The organism is Rathayibacter sp. AY1E6, from assembly GCF_002931115.1.
Taxonomy (GTDB): Bacteria; Actinomycetota; Actinomycetes; order Actinomycetales; family Microbacteriaceae; genus Rathayibacter.
The window spans coordinates 45,919-69,529 of sequence record NZ_PSVK01000009.1 but is presented as its reverse complement, the minus strand read 5'-3'; the positions used below and the strand labels follow the sequence as shown (position 1 = coordinate 69,529).

Genomic DNA, 23,611 nt, shown 5'->3' with positions numbered 1-23,611 from the left:
CGGATGCCGGGAGCCTGTCAGGCCGAGGGGAGTGCGCGCCGGATCGTGACGGAGTGTGACTGCGAGGGTCGTGGACGTCGACCGCTCGGCGTCCGCGCGTCGCGCCTCAGCTGTGCGTCGTGTTCGCCCGGATCTCCTCGACGGACAGCTCCGGTGCGCCGCCTTCCGCCGCCGCCGGGTCCATCCAGACGAAGTCCCAGTGGTGGCCGTCGAGGTCGTCGAAGCTCTTGGAGTACATGAACCCGTGGTCCTGCTCGCCGGCCGGGGTCGCGCCCGCGGCGAGGGCCCTGCCGTGGAGGGTGTCGACCTCCTCCCTGCTGTCGGCGCTGAGGGCGAGCTGCACCTCGGTCGAGGTGGTGGCGTCGATGATCGGCTTGCTGGTGAACTCGGCGAAGAACTCCCGCGTGAGCAGCATCGCCGTGATCGTGTCGCTGATCACCACGCTGACGGCGTTCTCGTCGCTGAAGCCCTCGTTGATCGAGTAGCCGAGCGACTCGTAGAAGGCCCTCGCCCGGGCGAGATCGGCGACGGCCAGGTTGACGAAGAGCATGGTGGGCATCGGTGCACCGTTCCTGTCGGGACGCCGGTGGCGCGCCGCCGCCGGTCGTGACTGCATGATGATGACCGGCCGGCGGCGGTGTCAAGGAAGCGCTGCCGAGACGGCGGTGGATGCCCGGTGCGGGGCGACCGGAGGAGGATGCGGCGCACGGATGCCGCGGATCTGCTGGACTGGCCTCGAGCACCGCAGCACGAGCAGGAGGGAGCGGAGATGATCCGGACCCTCGTTCCCACCGTCCTCGCGGCCGCCCTCCTCGCGGCCGGCTGGACCGCGATCGGACCCTCGCATCCGGTCTTCGCCGTGGTCGCGCAGATGGTCCTCACCGGCTGGGCGGCACTGACCTTCGGTGCGCGCACCCGTCCGCTCGAGCAGTCCTGGTTCGACGTGGGCCGCCGTGAGCCGACGGTGCTGCGGGCGCTCGGGGTCGGCGTCTTCGGTCGGCTGCTCGACGTCGTCGGGTGGAACCGCCTCGTCACCCGCGAGCGCGGCTTCGACGGCACGCGCGCGGGGCTGGCCGCTCTCGATCAGCACACCCGCCGCTCCGAGGCGGTGCACCTCGCGTGCACGGCCGTCGGAGTCGCGCTCGCCCTCGCCGCGACGGTCACGGGTGCGACGGGCGGCGCGGCCTGGCTGCTCGGGTCGACGATCGCCGTCCAGCTCTACCCCGCGCTGCTGCAGCGGCTGGTGCGGGCGCGCATCCAGCGGGCGGGGCGGGCGGCGCGCGGTGCGCTTCACGACGTCGCGGACTCGGGAGACAGCGCCCCCGGCGGCGGACCGACCACGGCTCCGAAAGGGCGGTGATCACGGGGTCACCGACGCGCCGCGATCGTCACCGGGATCGGCCAGGGGATGGCGGCGCGCGAGGACATCGCGAGCCACGTCGGGCGGATCGCGCCGGTCGTCCTCCGCCGCCGTCAGCAGGAGAGCGAGGGCCGTGTCGGCGGGGACCCGCTGCGCTGCGCTGATGAAGCCGACGGCCTGCAGCACGGCGATCGTCCCCGGCGTGAGCGGGGCGCGGGACGCCGCCCAGCGACGGACCTCGGCGTCGTCCGTGTCCCCGGTCAGAGCGTCGGCCAGGGGGCGTGGAGGGAGGGCATGGGCGGGCCGGTCAGTGTCCGAAGCCGTGCTCGTGCTCGAGCTCGACGTCGAAGGTGATGTCGTCCTCGCTCGGCTGCACGGGGAATACTCCCGTGAGCGTCCTGGTGCGTTCGCGGATGCGGGCGACCTCGGCCGTGTTGTCCGGCTCCGGGAGATCGGAGGGAGTGGTCTCGGCGACCAGGGCGGCGCCGGCGTTGAGCAGGAACACCGCCCGCACGGTGCCGCCGTCGCCGCCGATGCCGGTGTACTCCACGCGGTCCGCCGTGCTGCTCACGGCGAGGGCGACGCCGTACTCGACCAGAGCGTCCGCCGCGTCGTCTCCGACCAGCATCGTCTTGTTCGCGAAGAGGAGATGCTTCATGCCCCCAGCGTGCGCAGCGCCGAGGCCGACGGGGGAGAGACTTGACAGCTCCTGGGGCGGTCGACAGACGCGACCGCGGCACCCGGTGACGCCCGGTCGTCCTCGGCGTCGCCGAGACGGCACCCGTGGCGTCGGCCGTCCTCTGAGCAGGTCCGCGTCACAGGGACGTGGATCGACGGACCCGTGCTGATGTCGGCCGCCGAGACACCCGGCCGAGAGCAGGGCGACGTGACAGGCGGTGTCAGCGGACCATTCGCCGACGCCCGCGCCGCTTCTCCCCTCTGAGGATCAGGGCCGCGAGGAACGCGGCGAGGAGTGCGCCGATGGTGTTCATGAACCAGTCGTTCGTGTCGCAGGAGCGGCCGATCGCCGGAACGCCCGCCTGGACCACCTCGATCAGGGCGGACAGGCCGGAGACGGCGGCGGCGACGAGCAGGGGCCGGCCGACCGCGACCGCGAGCAGCAGGGCCCCGGGGAGCAGGAGCGCGATGTTCGCGAGGGTGTCGATGCCGTCGAACGGCACCGAGAACTGCACGGTGCAGAAGACCCGCGGCGTCCCGTCGGGCGGATACACGGTCAGCGCGAGCCCCACGACGAAGGCGAGCGCGGCGAGGACGAGAAGAGACCTTTCCGCGCCGCGCCGGTGCAGCAGCCAGGCGATCGCCGTGACCACCGCGACCGCGATCCAGAAGGCGATCGGGACGAGCGCGGCGTGGTCGACGAGGAACGTGCTGATCACGGTGCTCCGCTTCGAGGTGTCGGGGTGGCGGGAGAGGAAGAGGTCTTCCGTTGACGGACGGCCCGCTCACTCCAGGTCGGCCTGTGCCGACGGCCGGCAGGCCTTCGGCGCGAGTCAGCTCCGGAGGGGAGAGCCTGCTGCGTCGAAGCGGTAGCCGCCGAAGGCGCCGCTGAGCAGCGGGCGCGCCGTCGCGATCGCGGCCTGGACCCGGGGGAGGGCGAGGGAGGCCCGATGCGCCTCGGCGCTCTCCCACAGCTCGACGACGAAGACGGTGTCGGGCTGCTCGTCGTCGACCCCGACCTCGTAGAGCAGGCAGCCGGCGTCGACGAGGTCGTCGTTGTGCTCGGTGAGGACGGCGACGAGCTCGTCGCGTCTGCCGGGGACGGCCCCGAGGGTGCCGACGTTCACGAAGGTCATGCCGCGAGGGTACCGCCGAGGACACCGGCGGCGGGTGGCCGTCTCGCCGGTCGGAGTGCGGTCGGGACGTCACGCTGGACGGAGTCGCCGTGCTCCCGCCTGCGAACCGCAGACCGGTCGCGCTCGGCCCGACGCCACGCCCGCTCGGGAGGATCGCGTCGCGAGAGAGGATCCCCGGTGGTCTCCGCGATCCCCGTCGGGTCCCACCGGCCAGGCATGGGCGTGCTCGGACCGACGGAGTGCGCCCGATCAGCCGGCGGGCCTGCTGAACAGATTGACGACGTTCCCGTCCGGGTCGCGGACGAGGGTGGAGCGGTTGCCCCACGGCATGGTGCTCGGCGGGAGCACCACGTCCTCGCTCCGGGGTGCGAGCTCGGCGAAGGCGCGGTCGACGTCGGCCACCTCGAACTCGAGCAGGACGGAGCGGTTCGACGCGGGGACGACGGCGCCGTCGAGCATCGCGACCGTCGAGGTGCGGGCGATCGCGAGGGTCGCACCCGCTCCCGTGAACTGCGCGAAGACCGGCGCCGGGCGCTCGGCCGGTCGGCCGACGACCTGCTCGTAGAAGGCGACGAGGCCGTCGAGGTCGTCGGTGACGATGCGGAGGGAGGTGAACGACATGGGGCTCCTTCAGGGCCGGGATGAGGCGATGGCACCAGGCTCGCCGGTCGTCGCGACACCGTCCTGTCGGTGTTTCCGCAGATCGTCCGCGACTCCGCGAGGTCCGCGGCGGCCGTCCCCGGAGCGGGTCAGTCGTCGACGACGGACCGCAGCCGTCCGTACTGGAGCGCGAGGTCCTCGGCCCGGAGGGTGCGCTGCGGAGGCCGCTCGTCGGTCACCTCCACCGACAGCATCCGGTCGCCGCGGAACGCCCGGACCCCCTCCCGCAGCCGGCACCACGCGATCAGGTACCAGTGCTCCTCCTTCCCGATCGAGCCGAGCGGTTCGACGTCTCGGACCGACTCCGCGCCACTGCTGTCGCAGTAGTGCAGCCGGACGACACGATCCGCTCGGAGGGCCGTCGCGAACTCCGCCGGGACGACCGCCTCCTCCTCGCTCTCGAGGAAGTGCACCCGGGAGGCGACCGCGCCGGCGCGGGCGGCCACGTCGTCCGGCAGGACCGCGAGCGTCTTCCGGGCAGCGGTCCTGGCTGCCTGCCGGAACGGACTGCGCTGCAGCGCGCTGAGGCCGATCAGCACGGCGACGGCCTCTTCCACCGTGAATCCGGCCGGCCCGAGGGTCGCGGACGCGTCGATGACGTAGCCGCCCGCGCGGCCGGGCTCCGCCCAGATCGGCAGACCCGCCTGCTGCAGCGCGGACAGGTCCCGCTCGATGGTCCGCACCGACACCTCGAACCGCTCGGCGAGACGGCGCGCGCTCCGCGGCCGGGGCGAGACCGCCCGGAGCTCCTCGACGAGCCCGTACAGACGATCGGTGCGGTTCACCCGACCATCATCCGCCCGAGGCCGCCGCGAGCGCCCGCAGAGCTGGGCTCAGTACTGCGCCTGCTCGTGCACCTCGACCGAGCCGTAGAGGGGGGCGCGTCGGGCGTACCGCACGGCGTCGTCCCGGGTCGGGCAGTCGAGCAGGTAGTAGCCGACGAGGGCTGACCGCTCCTCCGCTCGGGAAGGGGCCGGAGTGCCGCTTCCTCTGCCCGCCACGGTCAGATCCGTCTCGACGGAGACGTCCCCGGAGGCGTCGGCGAAGCGTCCGGAGTCGACGAGGACGCCGTCCGCCTTCAGCGACGCGTCGTAGTCCGCCCAGGCCGCGTAGTCCTCGGGCGCATCGCCCCCGGCGTAGCTGCCGTCCGACCGCATCACGAGCATGATCTTCATCGCGCCTCCTGGTTCATCCGACCACCGTTCCCCCGGCGGCCGCCTCCGCGGTCGGATCGCCCCCGGGAATCGGCACGCCGAGCCTCCGACCATTCTGGGTCGAGGCGACCGTGCAGGGAAGGGATCGCTACGGAGCGGGATCGTCCGCGTCGAGGGCCTGCTGGAGGAGCCGGAGCGCCTTCGGCCCGACTCCGTGGAGGGTTGCGAGACGGTCGAGGCCCACCCGCCTCACGTCGTCCACATCGTGCACGCCCGCGTCCTCGAGCGCACGGGTGGCCGGGGCGCCGACGGCGGGAAGCGGTCGCGGATCCATACGTCCGACACTACGAACCGGACGACCGTGCCGACAGCCGATCATTCGGCGACTTCTGGCGGCGGGTGATTCCGGCGGCTGCCGTCACGACAGCAGCGGCGGCGAAGGCGACCATCGTGCCCGGCCCGTCGAGCAGCGCTCCGAGCCCCACTGCGCCCACGGCCTGTCCGGCGATCAGCACTACGAAGAGCAGGGCCGTGCCGGTCGCCGCGCGGTCCGAGTCGAGAGCGGCGGTCCAGGCGATGAGCGACCCGGTGGCGGCGGTGCATCCCCATCCGAAGAGCAGGCAGGCCGCGAGGGCGGACGGAGTGTCGGCGGCGAGCGCCAGGCCCAGAGTTCCCGCGGTGGCGGTCGCGGTGGTGATGGTCCACGCGGTGCGAGGCGACAGGGTACTGGTCCAGCGGGCGGTGGCGATCGCGACGGCGGGGCGCGAGCCGCTGCGTCAAGCGAGACCTGTCGTCCGCCCGGCCCGTGCTCGTGGTGCCGGAAGGCCGTCGACCGTTCCGCCGATCGGAGGTCGGCACGACGCTCCGGAGGGACTCGAGAACGAGGGACGGACAAGACCACTGTCTCGATAGCCTCTGGATCGAGACGCCCGGTCTCACGCCCTCCTCCTGCCACCGAGGCAGGGCCCTGCAGCCCCGAGAGGACCGCTATGAGCTTCCCGCCTGTCGACTACGCCACGTACCAGGCCCTGCGTGACGAGGACATCAGCCATCCCGATGTCGAGGGAGGGGGCTGGAAGCTCGGGCACGCGACGTCCTGGGCGAGGTGGGGCGAGCGCGGTGACCTGGCCGGCCCCGTCACGGCGAGCAGTCCCGAGGAGTTCGTCGAGCTGCAGCCCATGACGACATCCGTCGTGCTGTTCGCGATCAACTGGGGCGGGAAGAACCCTCCCTCCGACCCGACGTTCTGGCAGACCTTCCATTCGCCCGGTCATCGGGGCGACGGCGCACTCCGGAACAGTGTGCGCGCCGCCTACGACGAGGTCCTCGACTCGAGTGCGCCTGTCGCCTACATGTCGGACGTCTTCAAACTGGTTCCGACCCGTGACGCGGGGGCTCTTCGGACGACTCTGCGCGACGAGCAGCAGGCGGGCAGGGACCACGTCGAACGCTGCGCCGAGCTGCTGACCTGGGAGCTGACCACCTGTCGCGAAGGAGCCGACGGCCGGACGCCGGTGGTGGTCGGCATGGGCGACGCCGCGTTCGAATGGCTGTCGGGCACAGGACCGGACACCCGGATCGCCGAAGCACTGGAGAAGGCCCTCGGACCCGACGCCCGGTCGTTCGTGAGGAGGATGCCCCACTACACGTTCGGATCGGCCACCAACCACGAGAGGACGACAGCGCTGACCCGCATCCTTCGGGAGGTTCTCGACGACCTCTGAATCCGCGGCTGATGCTCTCGCTGGTCGCGACTGCTGCCGGACTCCGGGGTCCCGACGCCCTCCTGCGGTCCGCTGCCGACGCCTCGTGGTCGTGGTCCCGGGTGGATGGAGGGCCCCCGGCCGAGGTCGTCCGCTCAGGCCGCGGGAGCCGGACGCGGAGGCGCCGTGCTGCCACGTTCGACGATCTCAGGGCCGAGGAGGCGCACGACGTACGCCTCCTCGGTGTCGGTCGCGCCTTCGATCCGGCGGACGAGCTGACGCACCGCCATGCTCCCTAGCCGGTCGGGTGCGCTCTCCACGAAGGAGTAGGGGAGCGAGAAGGTGCGCGCGAACTCCTCCGAGAACCGGCCGAGCACGGAGACGTCCTCCGGGCTCCTCGTGCTCCGCGCTCCCAGAACGCTCGGAAGTGCCGCTGCGGCCGCCTCGTTGTTGACGAGCAGGCCCGTCGCCCGAGGGTGCGCGTCGAGCAGGTCTCCGAGCGCCCGGCCGACGTCCGGCTGGGTGGAGGGCGCGAACGACGTGTGCAGTCGGATGCCGTGGGCGTCGGCGGCCTCGAGAGCGGCGTCCTGCAGGCGCCAGACGTAGGCGCCGCCGCGATCGACGACGTGCTGGGGCGGGGACACGAGCACGAGCTCCCGATGCCCGAGGGCGTGGAAGTGCTCGATCATCGCGCGACCGGTCTCCTCGAAGTCGAGGTCGAAGACGTCGACGCCGGAGCAGTCCCTCGGCAGGCCGACGAGGGCGCCCGGCTGCCGGGCGTTGCGCAGGATGTCCAGCCGCGGATCGTCCACGGCGACGTTGAGCAGGACGATCCCGTCGACCATGCGGGAGTCGCTGATGCGTCGCAGGGCGCTCGTGCCGTCGGCGTCGGTGACCAGCAGGATGTCGTATCCGAGCTCGCGGGCCATGTTCGAGACGCCGAGGGTGTACTGCAGCATCGCGGGGGCGAACTCGTCCTCGAGGAACTGCGCCAGCAGGCCGATGACCCGGGTCTGCGAGGTCGCCAGCGATCGCGCGCCCGCGTTGGGCGTGAACTCCAGGCGACGAGCCGCAGCGAGCACTCGTCGGCGCACTTCGGCCGAGATCGGGCGGTTGCCCGAGAACGCGTAGGACGCGGTGCTGCGGGAGACGCCCGCTTCGCGGGCGACGTCTGCGATGGTGGCCACTGTCGTTCTCCTCGGAGGCTGTCGGACGGCGAGGACCGGTCGGACTGCTGCCGGCTCTCCGCTCAGGTGCAGGAGAGCACGCGGCGGTCGCACCTCATGCTCCTGCATCCAGGGGCCGCTGCCGGTCCGGGTGGGGGGCGCCCCAGCTGCGCCCAGCCTGCCGTGGCATGCCCCGCACACGCTCGAGGCGCCCCGTACGGATACGGGGCGCCTCGAGGTCCGGGTCAGTTCAGGGTGAACTGGACGGTGGTGGTGTTCCCGGCGACGTCGTGGACGACCATGGTGTTGGCACCCTTGACCGCGCCGAAGACGCCCGGCTTGATGAAGTTCACGTCGGACCACGCGTTGTCGGTGAGATCCTTCACGCGACCGTTGATGACCGCCCTGTCGATCCTGCCCGCGTCGTACAGCTTGAAGCTCACCTGGTCGTAGACGCCCTTCTCACCGGTGGTGAAGGAGGGCTCGGTCTTGACCGTGGCCGTCGGCGCCGTGCTGTCCAGCGTCACCGCGAAGGTCTTCGTGGGCGCGATGTTGCCCGCGAGATCCTCCGCGTTGTACTTGACGGTGTAGTTCCCGTCGGGCAGCTGCACCGTGGCCGAGTGCGATCCGGTCCTCGCTCCACCGGCGACCGGGGACTGCGTGCTCGTGACGAGCTTGCCGTCCTTGTAGATGTTGGCCACGATGCGCTTCAGTCCGCGGTCGTCCGTCGCGTCGACCTGGACGGCCAGTGCGGAGAAGGGGCCCGCCGTGGTGGGCGACACCAGCGTGACCGCCGGCTTGGTCGTGTCGGCGACGGCGACCGGCGTGAGCGTCCAGAACCGGTCGGCGGTCTGGGCGTCGGTCGCGGTGCTGGTGGTGGCTCCGTCGGTTCCGAGCACGATGGTCCCGTTCCGGTTGTTCCCCGAGGAGTCCTGGAGCGCGACTCCGGACGCCTCGTCGAACGCGTACTGCGCGACGGTGCCCGCCGCCGCCCGGCCGCCGGCCAGAGCGGCCACGTCGGCCGCGGACAGCGCCCGGTCGTAGACGGCGAAGTCGTCGATCGCGCCGTCGTAGGCCGGGTCCCCGTACTGCGACTTGCCCAGGTAGTTCCGGTTGGTGTTCCCGAGAGCCGACGGCTTCACCGTCATGTTCGGGTTCGTGGCGACGACCGTGCCGTTGAGGTACATCGTGCCCTGCGTGCCCGAGACGGTGACGACCACGTTCGACCACTGGTTGAGCGGGAAGTTCTGACCGCCGTAGGTGAGTCGCTGCTCGCCCCCGGCGCCGGTGTTCGTGATGGCGAACCGCGGTCCGGCGCCCCCGGCGTTGAGGGTGAGGAACATGTTGACGTTCTGGCCCGTGCCGAAGTCGAAGACGCGGGAGTAGTTCGTCAGCGACGCCGGCTTGATCCAGGTCGAGACCGACCAGTCGCCGGTGAGTCCGCTGACGATTCCGCTGGGGAGCGACCCGTACGACGCCGTCTTGCAGAAGTCCAGTGCCGTGCCGAACCTGCCCGGCTGGCGGGCTCCGCTGACCTGGCAGTTGGAGGTCGGTGCGCCGTCGGACCACTGGATGACCGCAGCGCCCGCGTCCTTGCTCAGGTTGAGGACCCCGAGCGTCTTGCCCGTCGCGTAGTTCGCGAGGCGGACCTTCCCCTTCCCGTCGGGGATGAGCTGCCAGAGCTGCTCGTCTCCGCCGTTCGCGTCGGCGATCACCGCGGCTGCTCCGTTGGACGTCGCGGCGCCGGCGATGGTCAGGGCGCGTCCGCTGGGCGTGTGGATGACGCGGTAGAGGCCCTGGCCCGCTGCCGTGATCCTCCACGCTTGTCCGGTCGAGGTCGCGGAGTCGGCCTGGACGACCGGCGTCCCGTTCGCGGTCGCGCCGCCCTGCGTGGCGAGCTGCAGACCGGAGTTCGCGTTGCCCACGGTGTAGTCGCCCGCCAGGCTGGTCGGGCTCTTCTCCGGGGTGACGATCACCTGGTAGCCGTAGGTCGGGTTCATCACGATGGGCACCGTGATCGATCCGTCGCTGGCGACCTCGTAGGTCGTGTTCGAGATGGTGACCGGGCCGTCGGTCTTCACCGTGCGGCCGTAGGAGGCGGTGAAGTCCACCTGGACGTCGACCTTCGAGCCGAGCGACAGCTCGTCGAGCCCGTTGACCTTGATGGACGTGGCTCCGGTGTTGCCGCCGGCGATGACGCGCACTTCGTCGCCCTCGTCGCTGACGGAGGCGGCGCCGTCGAGCGGGCTCTCGTTCGACGGCGGCGTGGTGGTCACCATCTGGCCGCTCATCTGGGCGTACCAGGTGTAGAGCCAGTACGCGCCGTTGGGGTCGCCGTTCCGTCCGGTGAGGAGGTCGCCCAGGGCGCCCGACTGGTTCCAGAACGGGAGCTCGGCGCGGGTGATCCCGTAGCGCTCGAGCTTCGCGATGTAGCCGACCAGCGGGCCGGACAGGCCGACCTCGGCGGGTGCCGCGTACTCGGTGATGTCGATGGGCGGCTCGGGGAGGTGGAGGTCGTCGAGGATGGCCCGGACCTTCTCGACGTCGCCCTTGATCTTCGAGGAGCGGATCAGCTCGTGCCACTCGAGGACGTCCGGGAGGGTGTCGGTCGCCTTCGCGTGCTCGTAGAACGCGCGCATGTTCGTGATGTTGTCGGAGTAGGCGGGGCCCTGGATCGGCATCTCGGGGTCGAGGGTGCGGATCAGACGGTAGGTCTCGGTCCAGAGATCGAAGAAGGAGCCGTTCGACGCCTGCCAGGTGATGTCGGGCTCGTTCCAGATGGCATAGGCGACGATGTTCGTCTTGCCGGATGCCTGCGTGTCCTCGACCATCTTCTCGACGGCCGGGAGCCAGGAGGCCTTGTCGTATCGATAGGGCCAGCCGGGCAGGTAGTCCACCAGGCGGACGACGACGCCCGCACCGGCCGACTTCGCGGTGTCGGCGACCGACAGGGCGTCACCGGTCGGCTGCTGGGTGCCCCCCTCGGGCTTCTGCACGAAGGTGTGCGGCTTGATGGGGAGGATCTTGTCGAGGGACGGGACGCCGGCGCTCGCCAGTCCGTACAGGGACCCGCTGGCCATGTGAGTGACGGGGCGGAAGGGCTGGTCGGCCTCCACGACGAGCGTGGCTGCGGCTCCGGGTGCCGCTTCCGCGGGAGCGCCCACGGCGAGGACGCTCCCCGCTGCGACGACCGCCGCTGAGACGACTGCTGCGAGGACACGACGCCCGCGGATCCGACGGCGCTGTCGCCGGTCGGCATCCGTGGGAGGCGTCTCGCGTAGAGCGATGGATCTGTTCATCTGCTGTATCTCCATTGATCGAGCGATTGGTCGAACCTGTCCGTACAGTGCTGCATAGATCATCGAACCGGTTCGATGTGGATTAAAGCACTAACTGGCCGAGGCCTCAATACCTCTGAGCTCTTCGAGGCTTACGCGCCTGATGCGACATGATGCGTTCGTATCTTTCCGACACCTCTGCACCAGAAGTTGCGAAAGCTTATGAGGACCGTCGAGTGACGCAGGAAAGAGCTGTCGACGGCGTCTCGTCCTGGGCGCGTCTCACGGGGAGGACCGTGCGGGAGCGGATCCCGGCTGTGCCGCATCGTCGAAGGTCTCGACCCGGTCCGTTCACCGGGGCGGGGTCGAGGGAGAAGCCCCTCCGCCGCGACGAGCGGCAGAGCAGCGACCCTCAAGCGGTTCGGACCTCTACCGTTGCACCCGTGCCCCTCCTTCTCGCCGACCTGCTGTCGTGAGAGCGCTCGTCGCCTGGCTCGAGCACCGCCAGATCCCGCTCTACCTCGCCGCGATCGCCGCCGGCGCCGCTCTCGGACTGCTGCTGCCCGCCGCGCACCACCTCGAGGTCGCGATCGAACCGGTGCTCGCGCTGCTGCTGTTCGCCACGTTCCTCGGGGTCCCGTTCGCCGCGATCGGACGGTCTCTGCGCGACGGCCGCTTCCTCGCCTCGGTCGGGGTGCTGAACTTAGTCGTCGTGCCGCTCGTCGCCTACGGGCTGTCCCGATTCGTCGCCGACACTCCGGTGCTGCTGTTCGGGGTCCTCCTGGTGCTCCTGACGCCGTGCATCGACTACGTGATCGTGTTCGCCGGGCTCGCCGGAGGGGCGTCCGACAGGCTGCTCGCCGCCGCACCGCTGCTGATGCTCGCGCAGATCCTCCTCCTCCCCGTGTATCTGCTGCTCTTCATCGGTCCTGCGGGGGTGGCGGTGGTCGACGCCGGTCCGTTCGCGCGGGCGTTCCTGCTGCTGATCGTGGTGCCGCTGTCCGCGGCCGGGCTGGTGCAGGCCCTGGCGCGCCGACACGTGTCCGGCCGGATCGTCGAGTCCACGATGCTCGGGCTCATGGTGCCGCTCATGACGGCCACGCTCTTCACCGTCGTCGCCTCCCAGTCCGGCGCCGTGGGCGCCTCGGCCGGCCGGCTTCTCGTCCTCGTCCCGCTCTACGCGGGATTCCTCGTGGTCATGACCGCTCTCGGGCTGGGTGCTGGACGCGTCTTCCGACTCGACGTGCCCGCGACGCGCGCCCTCGTGTTCAGCGGCGCGACCCGCAACTCGCTCGTCGTGCTGCCCCTCGCACTCGCGCTCCCGGCACCGCTGTCGCTCGCGCCCGTCGTCGTCGTCACGCAGACTCTCGTGGAACTCGTCGGCATGGTCGTCCTCGTCCGACTGCTCCCTCGGCTCGCCCGAGACCGAGCAGTGCGGGCCGGCCCGGTCTGACGCGGAGTCACCAGCGCCCGAGACGACTCGGGCCTGCAGAAGGGTCGCCCGGGGAGTCGCCCGGGAGGTGCTCGCCGGTCAGTCCTTCTCCGGTCTGCCCGCAGTCCCCGCGTCAGCGGGCTCATCGGCCGGGGCGACAGGAGCTGCGGACTCGACCGCGGTGGGCTGGACCTCGGCTGATCTCGCATTCCTGGCGGCGAGGCGCTTCTTCTGGGACTTGCCGGTGCTGAACGGGCTCACCCACAGCCAGGAGAAGCGCCGCAGCGACTGGAAGATGAACAGCGACGCCCAGAGGGAGAACACCGTCAGGGCGACCGGGAAGACCGTCGCCGGAAGGGTTGGGACATTCGTCTCGCCGAGCAGGGGGACGAATGCGACGACGACCGCGATCACGAAGAGGTGCAGGAGATAGATCTGGAAGCTCTGCTGCCCCATGGTGACGAAGATCTTCAGTGCGCGGACCTTGACGAGGTACTGGGAGCCGGCGATGCCCGCGATGATCGCGACCGAACTGGCGATCAGGATGACGCCCGGAATGCGGTTGGCGTCGAAGGCGACGATCACCGCGATGATGCCGAGGTAGGCCACCGCGAGCGCGAGCGCCTGCCAGAGCTTCACACGAGCGGCGAAGCGGTAGAACGTGCGGGGGATGAACATCGCCACGAGGAAGAAGATGAAGTTCTGGAGCACCCGGTCCCAGCCGATGTTGTCGGTGTCGAGCAGGCCGGTGGTCGTCGCCGCGACGGCCAGCAGCCCGGCCACCGAGAGCTGGATCCATCGGGGCACCTTGCGGATCAGCCAGGCGAGGATGCTGAAGATCGCGAGAGCCCAGATGAACCAGTAGCTGCTCGACGGCAGGATGGGGAGCACCAGCACGTTGAGCGGGTCCGTCGGCGAGGTCGCCTCCGACCGTGAGAACGGGACGATGAGGTAGAAGACGACCCGGATGAACGACCACAGCAGGTAGAGGTACACCAGCGCGAGCACTCGGCGGCGCCACAGTTCGGCGAACGTCCACGTCAGCATCCGGGCGGCCGTGAGGCCCGCGATGAAGAAGAACACGGGCATGGGGAAGTAGAGGAGCACGGTGCGGAGCTTCGGGACGTACCCCGCGAGGTCGAAGAATCCGAGGAACAACGACGAGTGGTAGAGCACGACGAGGCTGATCGCGACGCCCTTGGCGAAGTCGATCCACTCCCGCGACTCGGGGCGCTTCACCACGGCGCCGGTCGCACTCGACCCGGTCATCCGCCGCTCCTCGCGTGGGCGCACACGGCGCGATCACTGTTCACCGATTGCTGCGGATCCATTGCGCCCCCAAGATGCTGAATACGAATCGGCTGCGAATGAGCCCCGATTCATTCCCCGTACGGGTTTTGAGAGTACGGGAAAGAATCCGATCGCGGACGAATCGCTGGAGCATCGAGGCGGCCGGGGGGGGTCCGGACGCCTCGCAGACACCGGACGACGTCCTGTCCGTGGAGTCGCCCGCTCCACGCCGGAGGGCCTTCGGCTCGATCCGAGCGACGTCGGTCGGTCCGCGACCGCAGACGAATGAACCGTGGAGGGACGCCGTGACGACACTTTCGTCCAGTTCCACAGGTTCGCGACCCGAAGGATGAGACGAAATCGGCCCGCGGCCAGGACACCCCGACCTCTCCGGCATACTCCATGACGTGAACGACGCCACCACTGCCCCCAGTCTCGACGGCCGCGAGTTCGTGATGACCTCCTCGACCAACAGCGCGGTCGACCCGGAGTCGCCGTCGCGGTTCCGCTACTCCGAGCGCGACGGAGTGGTCTGGGGCGACTACGTCGGCGACACCGTGACCTTCGGCCGGTTCGTGGGCACGCGCACCGGCGACGCCCTGCAGGTCTCGTTCGTGCATCAGCTGATCGACGGCGGGACCGTGGTCAGCGGTACCGGCGGCAGCCGTGTCGAACTCGACGGCGAAGGCCTGCTGCGGCTCGTCGAGGAGTTCGAGATCGACGGCGACGACCACGTCAGCATCTGCGTCGAGGTCTGACGCTCAGCGCGCCGCGTCGCGGCCGTTCCCCGCGGTGGTGAACCGCGTCATGCCGAGCCGGTTCGTCGATCCGGAGCGGTCGGGGATGTCGGAGGGCAGCAGGTAGGCCTTGCGCACCACCTCGTCGAGCACGACGACCGAGACCACCGACTTCACCTCGGGCCGGGCCGCGACCACGCCGGTGACGAAGTCGTGCACGCCGCCGATGTCGAGCGAGCGGACCAGGAGCATCGCGTCGTGCTCGCCGGTCGTGATGCAGCAGTACTCCACGTCGGGCATCTGGAGGATGCCCTCGCGGAACCGGTGCCACGACTGCGGATGCACCGTCACGAACACCAGGGCGCAGACGTCGAGCCCCACCTTTCCCGGATCGACCAGGGCCGAGAATCCAGTGATGACGCCGGATGCGGTCAGCTGCTCGACCCGGTTGTAGACGCTCGCCCGCGAGACGTTCACCCGCTCGGCCAGGGCGGACATCGAGATGCGCCCGTTCTCGCGCAGGACGGCGAGGATGCGCAGATTGAGGTCGTCGAGCCCGCCCGCGCTTTGTCCAGCGACCGCACCGGCGGCCGGATCGGTGATCGACATAATCCACTCCTTCGTCGCTGCGGGAGGCAGTTCGTCCACGATAGCGGCCCTCTGGAAACGGAGTGCGTCGCGATGTGCCATCGTTTCGCAACACGTCCAGCCGAACCCTCGCCAGGAGGCCTCCATGGTTGTCCGCTCCACCCGCACCCCGCGCTCCGCCCCGACGCGAGTGGTGATCGCCGCTGCGGCGGTCTCCCTCGCCCTTCTGGTGGCGGGCTGCTCCTCGGGCCGCGTCGACACCGCCGACGGCAGCAGCGCGACGCTCACCATCAACAAGGCGTTCGACCTGAAGACCGCCGACCCGGGCCGCATGTACGAGCCGACCGGCCAGATGGTCGACAAGGCGCTCTACGAGACCCTCCTCACCTTCGAGGGCGGCGACGTCTCGCAGGTCGTCGACGGCCTCGCGAGCCTCGAGCAGTCCGACGACGCGAAGACCTTCACCCTCACCCTGAACGGCGAGCACACCTTCTCGGACGGCACCGCGATGACCGCCGACGACGTGGTGTTCTCGCTGCAGCGCGTGATCGGCCTCAAGGGCAACCCCTCGTTCCTCCTCGACGGCGTCACCGTCACGAAGAAGGACGACACGACGGTGGTGCTGACCACCGAGAACCCCACGCCCGCCCTGCCGGCGATCCTGGCGAACCCGGCGCTCGGCATCCTGAACTCGAAGGTCGTGAAGGAGAACGGCGGCACCACCGACGAGACCGACACCGCCGAGACGTTCCTCAACACCACCTCCGCCGGCTCCGGCCCGTACGTGCTCGACACGCTCGACCTCGCCTCGCAGGTCGTGCTGACCGCGAACGAGAACTACGACGGCGACGCCCCGGGCTACGGCCGCGTGGTCATCCAGAACGTCGAGGGCGCGACCCAGAAGATCAATGTCGAGGGCGGAAGCGCCGACGTCGCGCTGGACCTCTCGGGCACCCAGGCGGAGGCGCTCGGCGACTCGGTCGCGGTGACCAGCGACCCGTCGGCGAACGTGATCTTCCTGCTGCTCAACCAGAACCCGAGCGTCTCGGCGATCACGTCGAACCCCGACTTCGTGAAGGCCGTGAAGGAGGCCGTCGACTACGACGACCTCGTCTCGATCGCCGGCAACGGCACCGCCCAGGCGTCCGGCGTCATCCCGAGCATGCTGCTCGGCGCCCTGCCCGAGAGCGGCGCGCTCACCCAGGACCTCGACGCCGCGAAGGCTGACCTCGCGAAGAGCGGCTACACCGGCGAGTCCGTGACGCTCAACTTCCCGAGCGACATCAGCCTGAACGGCATCGACTTCCCGACCATCGCGCAGCGCATCCAGTCGCAGCTGAAGGACGCCGGCATCACCGTCGAGCTCGCCCCGGCCCCCGTCGCCACCGAGCTCGACGCCTACCGCAACGGCACCGAGACCATGGGCCTCTGGTACTGGGGCCCGGACTACCCGGACCCGAGCGACTACCTCGTCTTCACGCCGGGCGACGTCGTGGGCCTCCGCTCCGGCTGGACCGACGGTGCGGCCCCCGCGATCTCGGCGCTGGCCGACGCCGCGGCCACCGGCGGCAGCGACGACGAGCGCCAGTCGCGCTTCGAGGAGCTGCAGACCGCGCTGAACGCCGACGGCCCCTTCATCCCGCTGCTCCAGCCCGGCAACAACATCGCCGCGGCGAAGGACGTCTCGGGTGTCGTCTACAACGCGGTGTGGACCATCGACATCGCGGCCCTCACCGCGCAGTAGCCCGTGTCCACCACCACGACGGCCGTCCGGACCCCGCGTCAGCGCGGGGGCCGGGCGGCCCACCCGTTCCTCCGCTACGCGCTCCGCCGCGTGCTCACCTCGCTGCTGCTGGTGGTGGGCGTGACCCTCGTCACCTTCATCCTGACCAACCTCGTGCCGGGCGACCCCGTGGCGGCCGCCCTCGGCCAGCGCGCTGCGGAGGATCCGGAGATCGTCGCGCAGTTCCGCGCCCAGTACGGTCTCGACCAGCCGCTCGTCGTGCAGTACTTCACCTACCTCGGCAACCTGCTGCACGGCGACCTCGGCGTCTCCACCACCACGCACAACCCGGTGGTCGCCGACCTGGCGAAGGCGCTGCCGGCCACCCTCGAGATCGCCTTCGGCGCCATCGTGCTCAGCGTGATCGTCGGCGTGCTGTTCGGCACCGTCGCCGCCTACCGGCGCGGCAGGGCCTCCGACCACGTTCTGCGCGTCGTGTCGCTGGCCGGCCTCAGCGTGCCGACCTTCTGGCTCGCGCTGGTCCTCTACTACGTCCTCTACTTCCAGCTGCGGATCGCGCCGGGATCCGGCCGGCTGAGCAGCGACTTCACCACGCCGCCGACGGTGACGGGCCTCTACACGGTCGACGCCCTGCTCGCCGGCCAGCTCGACACCTTCCTCGACGCGGCGTCGCACCTCTTCCTCCCCGTGCTCGTCCTGACGCTCTACACGGTGGGCCTGCTGACCCGGTTCGTGCGCACCGCGGTGCTCGAGATCCTCGACCAGGACTACGTGCGGGCCGCACGCGCGAAGGGGCTGCCGAACCGCGCGGTCACCTTCTCCTACGTGCTGCGCGGGGCGAGCATCCCGATCCTCACCGTCGTGGGCCTCGCCTTCGGCAGCCTGCTCAGCGGCACCGTGCTCGTCGAGGCGGTCTTCGGCTGGCCCGGGATCGGCTCCTACGCCTACCAGGCCGCGTCGCACCTCGACCTGCGCGGCATCATGGGCGTCGGCCTGCTCATCGGCGTGATGTACCTGCTCGTGAACCTGATCGTCGACCTGCTGTACGGCGTGCTCGACCCGAGAGTGAGGCTGGCCTCGTGACGGATCCGCGAACCACCCGGTCCGACCCGCGCGACGGCGCTCCGGCCGGTCCGCGCGACGGCGTCGGTGCCGGAGTGCTCGACCCGGTCGCCGCCCCCGGCCTCCGCCTGCGCCGCCCCCGCCTGCGCCTGGGCCGCTGGTCGGCGCCGCTCGGACTCCTCGGCGCCGCCGTCGGCGTGCTCTGGATCCTCATCGCCGTGCTCGCCCCCGTCATCGCCCCGCACGATCCGCTCGCGCAGGACCTGCCCCTCCTCCAGGCGCCCGGCGAGGGCACGCTGATGGGGACCGACGCGCTCGGCCGGGACGTGTTCTCGCGCGTGATCTGGGGTGCCCGGGTCACCATCCCGCTCGCCCTGCTGCTCGTCGTGATGTCGGTGCTGATCGGCGCGATCGTCGGATCCGTCGCCGGATTCCTCGGCCGTGCGGTGGACGAGGTCGCGATGCGCATCACCGACCTCGTGATGGCGTTCCCCACGGTCATCCTGGCGATGGTGATCGCGGCCGCGCTCGGAGCCTCGCTCCTGAACGCGGTGCTCGCGGCGCTGATCGTGTCGTGGCCGTCCTACGCCCGGCTGACCCGCGGTCTCGTGCTCGGCCTCCGCTCGTCGAACTACGTCGTGTCCGGACAGCTGCTCGGCTTCTCGCCGCTGCGCTCCCTCGTCCGCGACATCGCGCCCAACATCGTCGGCCCGGTGCTCGTCCTGGCGAGCCTCGACATCGGCACGGCCATCCTCCTGCTGTCGGGCCTGTCGTTCCTCGGGCTCGGCGCGAAGCCGCCGACCGCCGAGTGGGGCTCGATGGTGTCGGACGCCATCCAGAACTTCGACGCGTGGTGGATCGGCGTCTTCCCGGGCCTGGCCATCCTCACCATCGTCATCGCGTTCAACTTCGTCGGCGACGCCCTGCGCGACGCCCTGGACCCGCGGTCGCAGACGATCCGCGGAGGAGGCGCCACGCTGTGAGCGACGCACTGACCATCAGCGGGCTGCGCATCCGCACCCGCAGCCACGCCGTCGTGGACGGCATCGATCTGGCGCTGCGCCGCGGCGGCATCCATGGCCTCGCCGGCGAGTCGGGCTCGGGCAAGACGATGACCGCCCTGGCGGTGCTCGGACTGCTGCCCGGATCGATGACGGCCAGCGGGAGCATCCGCCTCGCCGACGACACCGGCGACGGCACGACGGAGCTCGTCGGCGCGTCCCGGCAGGTGCTCGGCGCGGTGCGCGGACGCCGGGTCGCCATGGTCTTCCAGGACCCGTCGACGAGCCTGCACCCGCAGCTCACCGTGGGACGCCAGCTCACCGACCACCTGCGCCACCACCTCGGTCTCGGCAAGGAGGCCGCGCGGTCGAGGGCCGAGGCCCTGCTCGAGCGGGTGCGGGTGCCGGACGCCCGGGCCTCCCTCGGGCGCTATCCCCACCAGTTCTCCGGCGGTCAGCGGCAGCGCATCGCGATCGCGGTGGCGCTCGCGTGCGAGCCCTCCGTGCTGCTGGCCGACGAGCCGACGACCGCGCTCGACGTGACCGTGCAGGCCGGAGTGCTGCAGCTGCTGCGGGAGCTGGTCGACGACGGCGGGCTGAGCATCCTGCTCGTCACCCACGACCTCGGCGTGATGAGCGCCGTGGCCGACGAGGTGACGGTGATGCGCCGGGGGCTCGTCGTGGAGTCGGCTCCGCGCGAGCGGCTGTTCACCGCACCCGAGGACGAGTACACGCGGGCGCTGCTCGCGGCTCTGCCCGGCTCGAGCTTCGAGGAGAGCCCGGAGGAGCTGGTCGCCGAGCTCGTCGAGGGGCACGAGAGGGCCGCCGCCGCGGACGATCCGGGCGCGGCCACGGCAGGCGACGTCGAGAGGGGTGCGCGATGAGCGCGGGAGTGGTTCTCGAGGCCGATGGCATCGTGGTCGAGTACGGGCGGCGACCGCCGCTGCGTGCCGTCGACGGGGTCGGCTTCCGGGTGGCGGCCGGCGAGGTCGTGGCGCTGGTCGGCGAGAGCGGCTGCGGAAAGTCGAGCCTCGCGCGCGCGGTGGTCGGCATCGAGAAGCGCCGCGGCGGCGATGTTCGCCTGAACGGCGTCGACGTGCCCGCGCTCGGACTCCGTCGGCGCAGTCCGGCGATGACCGGCGTGCAGATGGTCTTCCAGGACCCGAACTCCTCGCTCAACCCCCGTCGCCGCATCGGCGAGCAGATCGGCGACGGCGTCCGGGCGGCGCTCGCCCGGGGCGCCGAGGGCTCGGATCCGGCCGACTGGCTGCGCCGCGTCGGGCTCGACCCGGCGATGGCGAGCCGGTTCCCGCACGAGTTCTCCGGCGGCCAGAAGCAGCGCATCGCCATCGCGCGGGCCCTCGCGGCGCGGCCGCGGATGCTCGTGGCCGACGAGCCGATCTCGGCCCTCGACGCCTCGACCCAGACGAGCGTCGCCGCGCTGATGCGCTCGCTCAGCGTCGAGGCCGGCGCGGGCATGCTGTTCATCTCGCACGACCTCTCGGTGGTCCGGCGCATCGCCGACCGGGTGCTCGTGATGTACCGCGGCCGGGTCGTGGAGTCGGGGGACACCGAGACGGTGTGGCAGAGCCCGCTGCACCCGTACACGCGGGCGCTGCTCGCGGCGATCCCGCTGCCGGACGGCCTGGGGCGGCTGCCGCTGGCTCCACTCGACGCCGACCGGGCGGCCTGGCTCGAGGAGCTGCCCGACGCGCTGGAGCGGACGAGCGCGTGAGCGCGGTGGAGGAGGTCCGGGCCGAGGAGTCCGCTCTCTGGAGCATGCCGAGGGCCGTGAACCGCAGTCCGCTCCCCGGGGACGGCGCGTTCATGACCGCCGGCTGGGCCGATCCGGAGCCGGTGATCGACCCCGACGAGCCGGTGCTCGCCTACACCGCGGAGCGCCGGTCGCGACTGGCGCAGGCGCTGCCCGCCGAGCTGCTGATCATCCCCTCCGGCCTGCCGCGGGTGCGCTCGAACGACAGCGACCACCGCTTCCGCCCGGGCACCGACCACGTGTGGCTGACGGGCAATGGAGTCGCCGAGAGCGTGCTCGTCGTCGACACGACGGGAGGGGAGGCCGGCTCGATCCTGTACCTGCGGGCTCCCTCCGGCCGCGACGGCGACGAGTTCTGGCAGAACGACGCCCTCGGCGACCTCTGGGTCGGGCCGCGGCCGTCGCTCGCCGAGACGCAGGCGGCGCTGGGCGTCGAGACCCGGCCGCTGGCCGACTTCACGCGCGACGTGGAGCGGGCCGCGCGGCGGGCCCGGCGCATCCGCGTGCTGCCCACCCTCGACGAGAGCGTCGACGAGCTGGTGCGGAGCATCTGCGGGCCGGAGCTCGGACCGCACCTCGTGCTCAAGGCGACGCTCGACGAGCTGCGCCTGATCAAGAACGACTGGGAGATCGGACGGCTGCAGCTCGCCGTCGACGGCACGGTGCGGGGCTTCGACGACTGCCTCGAGGCGTGGCAGGTCGCCCGCGCGATGCCCCGCGGCGAGCGCTACCTCGAGGGCACCTTCGCCCGCCGCGCCCTGGTCGAGGGACAGGGACCGGCCTACGGATCGGTCGTCGCCTCGGGAGCGCACGCCACGACCCTGCACTACACGCGGAACACCGGGCCCCTCGCCGACGGCGATCTCGTCCTGATGGACATGGGAGTGGAGCTGCCCTCGCTCTACGCCGCCGACATCACCCGCACCGTCCCGGTCAGCGGAGAGTTCACCCCGCTGCAGCGGGACGTGTACTCGATCGTGCTGCGCGCGCAGCAGGCCGGCATCGACTCCCTGCGCGCGGGAGTGCGCTTCCAGGACTACCAGGACGCGTGCGGGCAAGCCCTCACCGAGGGGCTGATCGACCTCGGCCTGATCCGCTGCTCCGTCGACGAGGCCATGGCCCCGTCCGCGTCGTACCACCGCCGGTGGAGCATCTCCCGCGCCGGGCACATGCTCGGGATGGACGTGCACGACTGCAACCACGCTCCGCACGAGACGTATCTCGGCGGAGTGCTCGCGGCCGGCCACACGCTCACCGTGGAGCCGGGCCTCTACTTCCAGCCGGGCGACCTGACGGTCCCCGCCGAGCTGCGGGGCCTGGGCATCCGGATCGAGGACGACCTCGTGGTCACGGAGACGTCGTCGATCCTGCTCTCGGCGGCGATGCCGCGCACGCCCGACGCGGTGGAGGAGTGGATGGCGAGGCTGGCGGGCTGAGAGGTCGGGCGCTCAACGCGATGGGCTGACGCGGCCTACGGGAGCTGCGGGGGCGCGATCAGTTCGAGGAATCCGCCGAGGGCACCTTCGAGGTAGATGATGCGCGTGCCGGCTCGGGCGCCAGCGGTCATCCGGTGAGGTGTCCCGACCGGTCTCCAACCGTGTCCAGCGCAGAGCTCGAGGACACGATCGAGGTCCGAGACCGTGAGCGCGATGTGCACCGTGCCGACCTGCGCGGGCGAGCCGGCGGACTCGAGCTGTCGGGGCGGGTCGTACTGCAGCAGCTCCACCCGGTGGGGGCCGAGTGTCACCGTCGCTGCGCGGATCACGGCTCCACGGACGCCGGTGGTCGCCGCCGTGAGGTCCACGTCGAGCGTGAAGGTGCGCTCGAGCACGAACCCGAGACCGGAGCACCACAGCACCAGCGCGTCGTCGAGGTCGGCCACGGTGAGACCGGAGTGAGCGACGTCGGAGACGAGCGGTGATGCCATGACATCAGTATCGAGCTCCGACACGCCTGCCTGAGGATGTGCGGCACTCCTCACCCTCCCTGGGTGAGGCCGGTGATGAGGTTGATGGCGACAGCGACGACGAAGGTGCCGAAGAAGTAGGACAGCAGGGCGTGGGCCAGGGCTACGCGGCGTGAGGGGGTGGAGGACTGGGTGATGCTGCTCGCGCTGTAGGCCATCCCGATCGAGAACGCGGTGTAGGCGAAGTCGCTGTAGGACGGGTCCTCGTCCTGGTCGAAGTCGAAGCGGTGGCGGTCGTCGAGGTAGTACATGAGCGCGTACTTGAAGGCGTAGACGGTGTTGACGAGCGCCCAGGCCGCGACGATCCCGACGACCGCCAGGATCGCGGCCGCGGATCCGACGGGGTCCTTCTGCTGGCTGCGGAGGAGCGCGACGACCACGAGGACGAGGCTGAAGAAGGTGGCGGCGATGGTGAGCGAGTCGACCAGCTTCCGGGACCGGTCCTCGTGGCGGGCGAGGTCGCGGGTGCGTTCCGGGCCGGCCGGCCACGCCGTCGACCAGGCCCAGACGAGGAACACCGCCGCGGCGATCGCCCAGCCGAGCAGAGGCGACAGATCGGGGACCGCAGTGGACCCTGAGCGCTCGGGCCGGAGATCCTTCAGACGGGCACGATCGGCCCCAGCACATTGAGCGCGACGACGGCCACCAGCTGGACGACGCCCGCGGTGACCAGTCGACCACCGAGGTGCGACGTGTCAGCGGGCCGCTCGGTCACCGAGCCGATCCGTACTGCTCCCGACGTCGTCCGGCACGTGAGTCAGGATGTCGCCCACCTGGCAGCCGAGGACCTCGCAGATGGCGTCGAGTGCTGAGGCACTCACACCATCCTCCTGCGAAGAGGGGGCGGTGTCAGCCGGAGAGGGCAGTGCCCGAGAGCGGGTC

At 70.9% G+C, this 23,611-nt stretch carries 26 protein-coding genes; 10 read left to right on the top strand and 16 right to left on the bottom strand.

Features of this window, described 5'->3' with window-relative positions:
* Nucleotides 1-106 precede the first annotated feature (106 nt).
* A complete protein-coding gene (locus tag C5C46_RS09735) occupies nt 107-559 on the bottom strand; it encodes a VOC family protein (protein WP_104226538.1) in 453 nt (150 codons plus the stop codon).
* Nucleotides 560-769: 210 nt separating this feature from the next.
* Between C5C46_RS09735 and C5C46_RS09730 the strand changes: the two genes are divergently transcribed.
* The gene (locus C5C46_RS09730) at nt 770-1,360 is read left to right on the top strand and encodes a hypothetical protein (protein ID WP_146078970.1); all 591 of its coding nucleotides are present in this window, start codon (nt 770-772) and stop codon (nt 1,358-1,360) included.
* Here the strand turns inward: C5C46_RS09730 and C5C46_RS09725 are convergent, their stop codons facing one another.
* The 8 genes from C5C46_RS09725 to C5C46_RS09690 all read right to left on the bottom strand — a co-directional run bounded on the left by C5C46_RS09725 (nt 1,361) and on the right by C5C46_RS09690 (nt 5,322).
* Nucleotides 1,361-1,546, bottom strand: coding sequence for a hypothetical protein (locus C5C46_RS09725; protein ID WP_104226536.1), 186 nt, complete (start codon nt 1,544-1,546; stop codon nt 1,361-1,363).
* A 121-nt stretch (nt 1,547-1,667) separates the two neighbouring features.
* On the bottom strand, nt 1,668-2,018 hold the full coding sequence (locus C5C46_RS09720; RefSeq protein WP_104226535.1) for a hypothetical protein: 351 nt from the start codon (nt 2,016-2,018) through the stop codon (nt 1,668-1,670).
* A gap of 241 nt (nt 2,019-2,259) precedes the next feature.
* On the bottom strand, nt 2,260-2,757 hold the full coding sequence (locus C5C46_RS09715; protein WP_104226534.1) for a VanZ family protein: 498 nt from the start codon (nt 2,755-2,757) through the stop codon (nt 2,260-2,262).
* Nucleotides 2,758-2,871: 114 nt separating this feature from the next.
* Entirely contained in the window at nt 2,872-3,174 is a 303-nt protein-coding gene (locus C5C46_RS09710; protein WP_104226533.1) for a putative quinol monooxygenase, read from the bottom strand.
* A 249-nt stretch (nt 3,175-3,423) separates the two neighbouring features.
* Entirely contained in the window at nt 3,424-3,795 is a 372-nt protein-coding gene (locus tag C5C46_RS09705) for a VOC family protein (RefSeq protein WP_104226532.1), read from the bottom strand.
* Between the two features lie 128 nt (nt 3,796-3,923).
* Nucleotides 3,924-4,619 carry a YafY family protein gene (locus tag C5C46_RS09700; protein ID WP_104226531.1) on the bottom strand — a complete coding sequence of 232 codons (696 nt, stop codon included), beginning with the start codon at nt 4,617-4,619 and terminating at the stop codon, nt 3,924-3,926.
* Between the two features lie 48 nt (nt 4,620-4,667).
* Nucleotides 4,668-5,009, bottom strand: a complete 342-nt coding sequence (locus C5C46_RS09695) for a YciI family protein (protein ID WP_181136513.1) — start codon at nt 5,007-5,009, stop codon at nt 4,668-4,670.
* 127 nt (nt 5,010-5,136) lie between these two features.
* Nucleotides 5,137-5,322, bottom strand: a complete 186-nt coding sequence (locus tag C5C46_RS09690) for a DNA-binding protein (protein WP_104223264.1) — start codon at nt 5,320-5,322, stop codon at nt 5,137-5,139.
* 655 nt (nt 5,323-5,977) lie between these two features.
* Here C5C46_RS09690 and C5C46_RS09685 point away from each other — a divergent pair.
* Entirely contained in the window at nt 5,978-6,712 is a 735-nt protein-coding gene (locus C5C46_RS09685) for a hypothetical protein (RefSeq protein ID WP_104223263.1), read from the top strand.
* Between the two features lie 134 nt (nt 6,713-6,846).
* Here C5C46_RS09685 and C5C46_RS09680 read toward each other — a convergent pair whose 3' ends face one another.
* Complete coding sequence (locus C5C46_RS09680; protein ID WP_104226529.1) at nt 6,847-7,878, bottom strand: LacI family DNA-binding transcriptional regulator; 1,032 nt, start codon at nt 7,876-7,878, stop codon at nt 6,847-6,849.
* Between the two features lie 224 nt (nt 7,879-8,102).
* Nucleotides 8,103-11,021 carry a LamG-like jellyroll fold domain-containing protein gene (locus tag C5C46_RS16915; protein ID WP_219812285.1) on the bottom strand — a complete coding sequence of 973 codons (2,919 nt, stop codon included), beginning with the start codon at nt 11,019-11,021 and terminating at the stop codon, nt 8,103-8,105.
* A 586-nt stretch (nt 11,022-11,607) separates the two neighbouring features.
* On the opposite strand from C5C46_RS16915, the gene C5C46_RS09670 reads away from it, so the two are divergent.
* Entirely contained in the window at nt 11,608-12,588 is a 981-nt protein-coding gene (locus C5C46_RS09670; RefSeq protein WP_104226528.1) for a bile acid:sodium symporter, read from the top strand.
* Nucleotides 12,589-12,666: 78 nt separating this feature from the next.
* Here C5C46_RS09670 and C5C46_RS09665 read toward each other — a convergent pair whose 3' ends face one another.
* A complete protein-coding gene (locus C5C46_RS09665) occupies nt 12,667-13,836 on the bottom strand; it encodes an acyltransferase (protein ID WP_104226527.1) in 1,170 nt (389 codons plus the stop codon).
* 428 nt (nt 13,837-14,264) lie between these two features.
* Here C5C46_RS09665 and C5C46_RS09660 point away from each other — a divergent pair, with 428 nt between their 5' ends.
* Entirely contained in the window at nt 14,265-14,615 is a 351-nt protein-coding gene (locus C5C46_RS09660; protein ID WP_258059427.1) for a hypothetical protein, read from the top strand.
* 3 nt (nt 14,616-14,618) lie between these two features.
* Here C5C46_RS09660 and C5C46_RS09655 read toward each other — a convergent pair whose 3' ends face one another.
* Nucleotides 14,619-15,203 carry an Lrp/AsnC family transcriptional regulator gene (locus C5C46_RS09655; protein WP_104223259.1) on the bottom strand — a complete coding sequence of 195 codons (585 nt, stop codon included), beginning with the start codon at nt 15,201-15,203 and terminating at the stop codon, nt 14,619-14,621.
* Between the two features lie 124 nt (nt 15,204-15,327).
* On the opposite strand from C5C46_RS09655, the gene C5C46_RS09650 reads away from it, so the two are divergent.
* The 6 genes from C5C46_RS09650 to C5C46_RS09625 are packed head-to-tail and all read left to right on the top strand — an operon-like array spanning nt 15,328 to nt 22,199.
* Nucleotides 15,328-16,926 (top strand): ABC transporter substrate-binding protein, encoded by a 1,599-nt coding sequence (locus C5C46_RS09650; RefSeq protein WP_104226526.1) that lies wholly within the window; start codon nt 15,328-15,330, stop codon nt 16,924-16,926.
* Between the two features lie 3 nt (nt 16,927-16,929).
* Nucleotides 16,930-18,009: an ABC transporter permease gene (locus tag C5C46_RS09645; RefSeq protein WP_104226525.1), complete on the top strand. Its 1,080-nt coding sequence runs from the start codon at nt 16,930-16,932 to the stop codon at nt 18,007-18,009.
* On the top strand, nt 18,006-18,971 hold the full coding sequence (locus C5C46_RS09640; protein ID WP_258059426.1) for an ABC transporter permease: 966 nt from the start codon (nt 18,006-18,008) through the stop codon (nt 18,969-18,971). Before C5C46_RS09645 ends, C5C46_RS09640 begins: the two co-directional genes overlap by 4 nt.
* Nucleotides 18,968-19,873 (top strand): ABC transporter ATP-binding protein, encoded by a 906-nt coding sequence (locus C5C46_RS09635; protein ID WP_104226524.1) that lies wholly within the window; start codon nt 18,968-18,970, stop codon nt 19,871-19,873. The genes C5C46_RS09640 and C5C46_RS09635 overlap by 4 nt, the downstream gene beginning before the upstream one ends.
* The gene (locus C5C46_RS09630) at nt 19,870-20,724 is read left to right on the top strand and encodes an ATP-binding cassette domain-containing protein (RefSeq protein WP_104226523.1); all 855 of its coding nucleotides are present in this window, start codon (nt 19,870-19,872) and stop codon (nt 20,722-20,724) included. Before C5C46_RS09635 ends, C5C46_RS09630 begins: the two co-directional genes overlap by 4 nt.
* Nucleotides 20,721-22,199 carry an aminopeptidase P family protein gene (locus C5C46_RS09625; RefSeq protein WP_219812284.1) on the top strand — a complete coding sequence of 493 codons (1,479 nt, stop codon included), beginning with the start codon at nt 20,721-20,723 and terminating at the stop codon, nt 22,197-22,199. Before C5C46_RS09630 ends, C5C46_RS09625 begins: the two co-directional genes overlap by 4 nt.
* Nucleotides 22,200-22,234: 35 nt before the next feature.
* Here the strand turns inward: C5C46_RS09625 and C5C46_RS09620 are convergent, their stop codons facing one another.
* The 3 genes from C5C46_RS09620 to C5C46_RS17430 form a co-directional block, all read right to left on the bottom strand.
* On the bottom strand, nt 22,235-22,690 hold the full coding sequence (locus tag C5C46_RS09620) for a VOC family protein (RefSeq protein ID WP_104226522.1): 456 nt from the start codon (nt 22,688-22,690) through the stop codon (nt 22,235-22,237).
* 50 nt (nt 22,691-22,740) lie between these two features.
* Nucleotides 22,741-23,274: a DUF1345 domain-containing protein gene (locus tag C5C46_RS09615; protein WP_258059428.1), complete on the bottom strand. Its 534-nt coding sequence runs from the start codon at nt 23,272-23,274 to the stop codon at nt 22,741-22,743.
* Between the two features lie 150 nt (nt 23,275-23,424).
* Entirely contained in the window at nt 23,425-23,550 is a 126-nt protein-coding gene (locus C5C46_RS17430; RefSeq protein WP_181065426.1) for a helix-turn-helix transcriptional regulator, read from the bottom strand.
* Between the last annotated feature and the right edge of the window lie 61 nt (nt 23,551-23,611).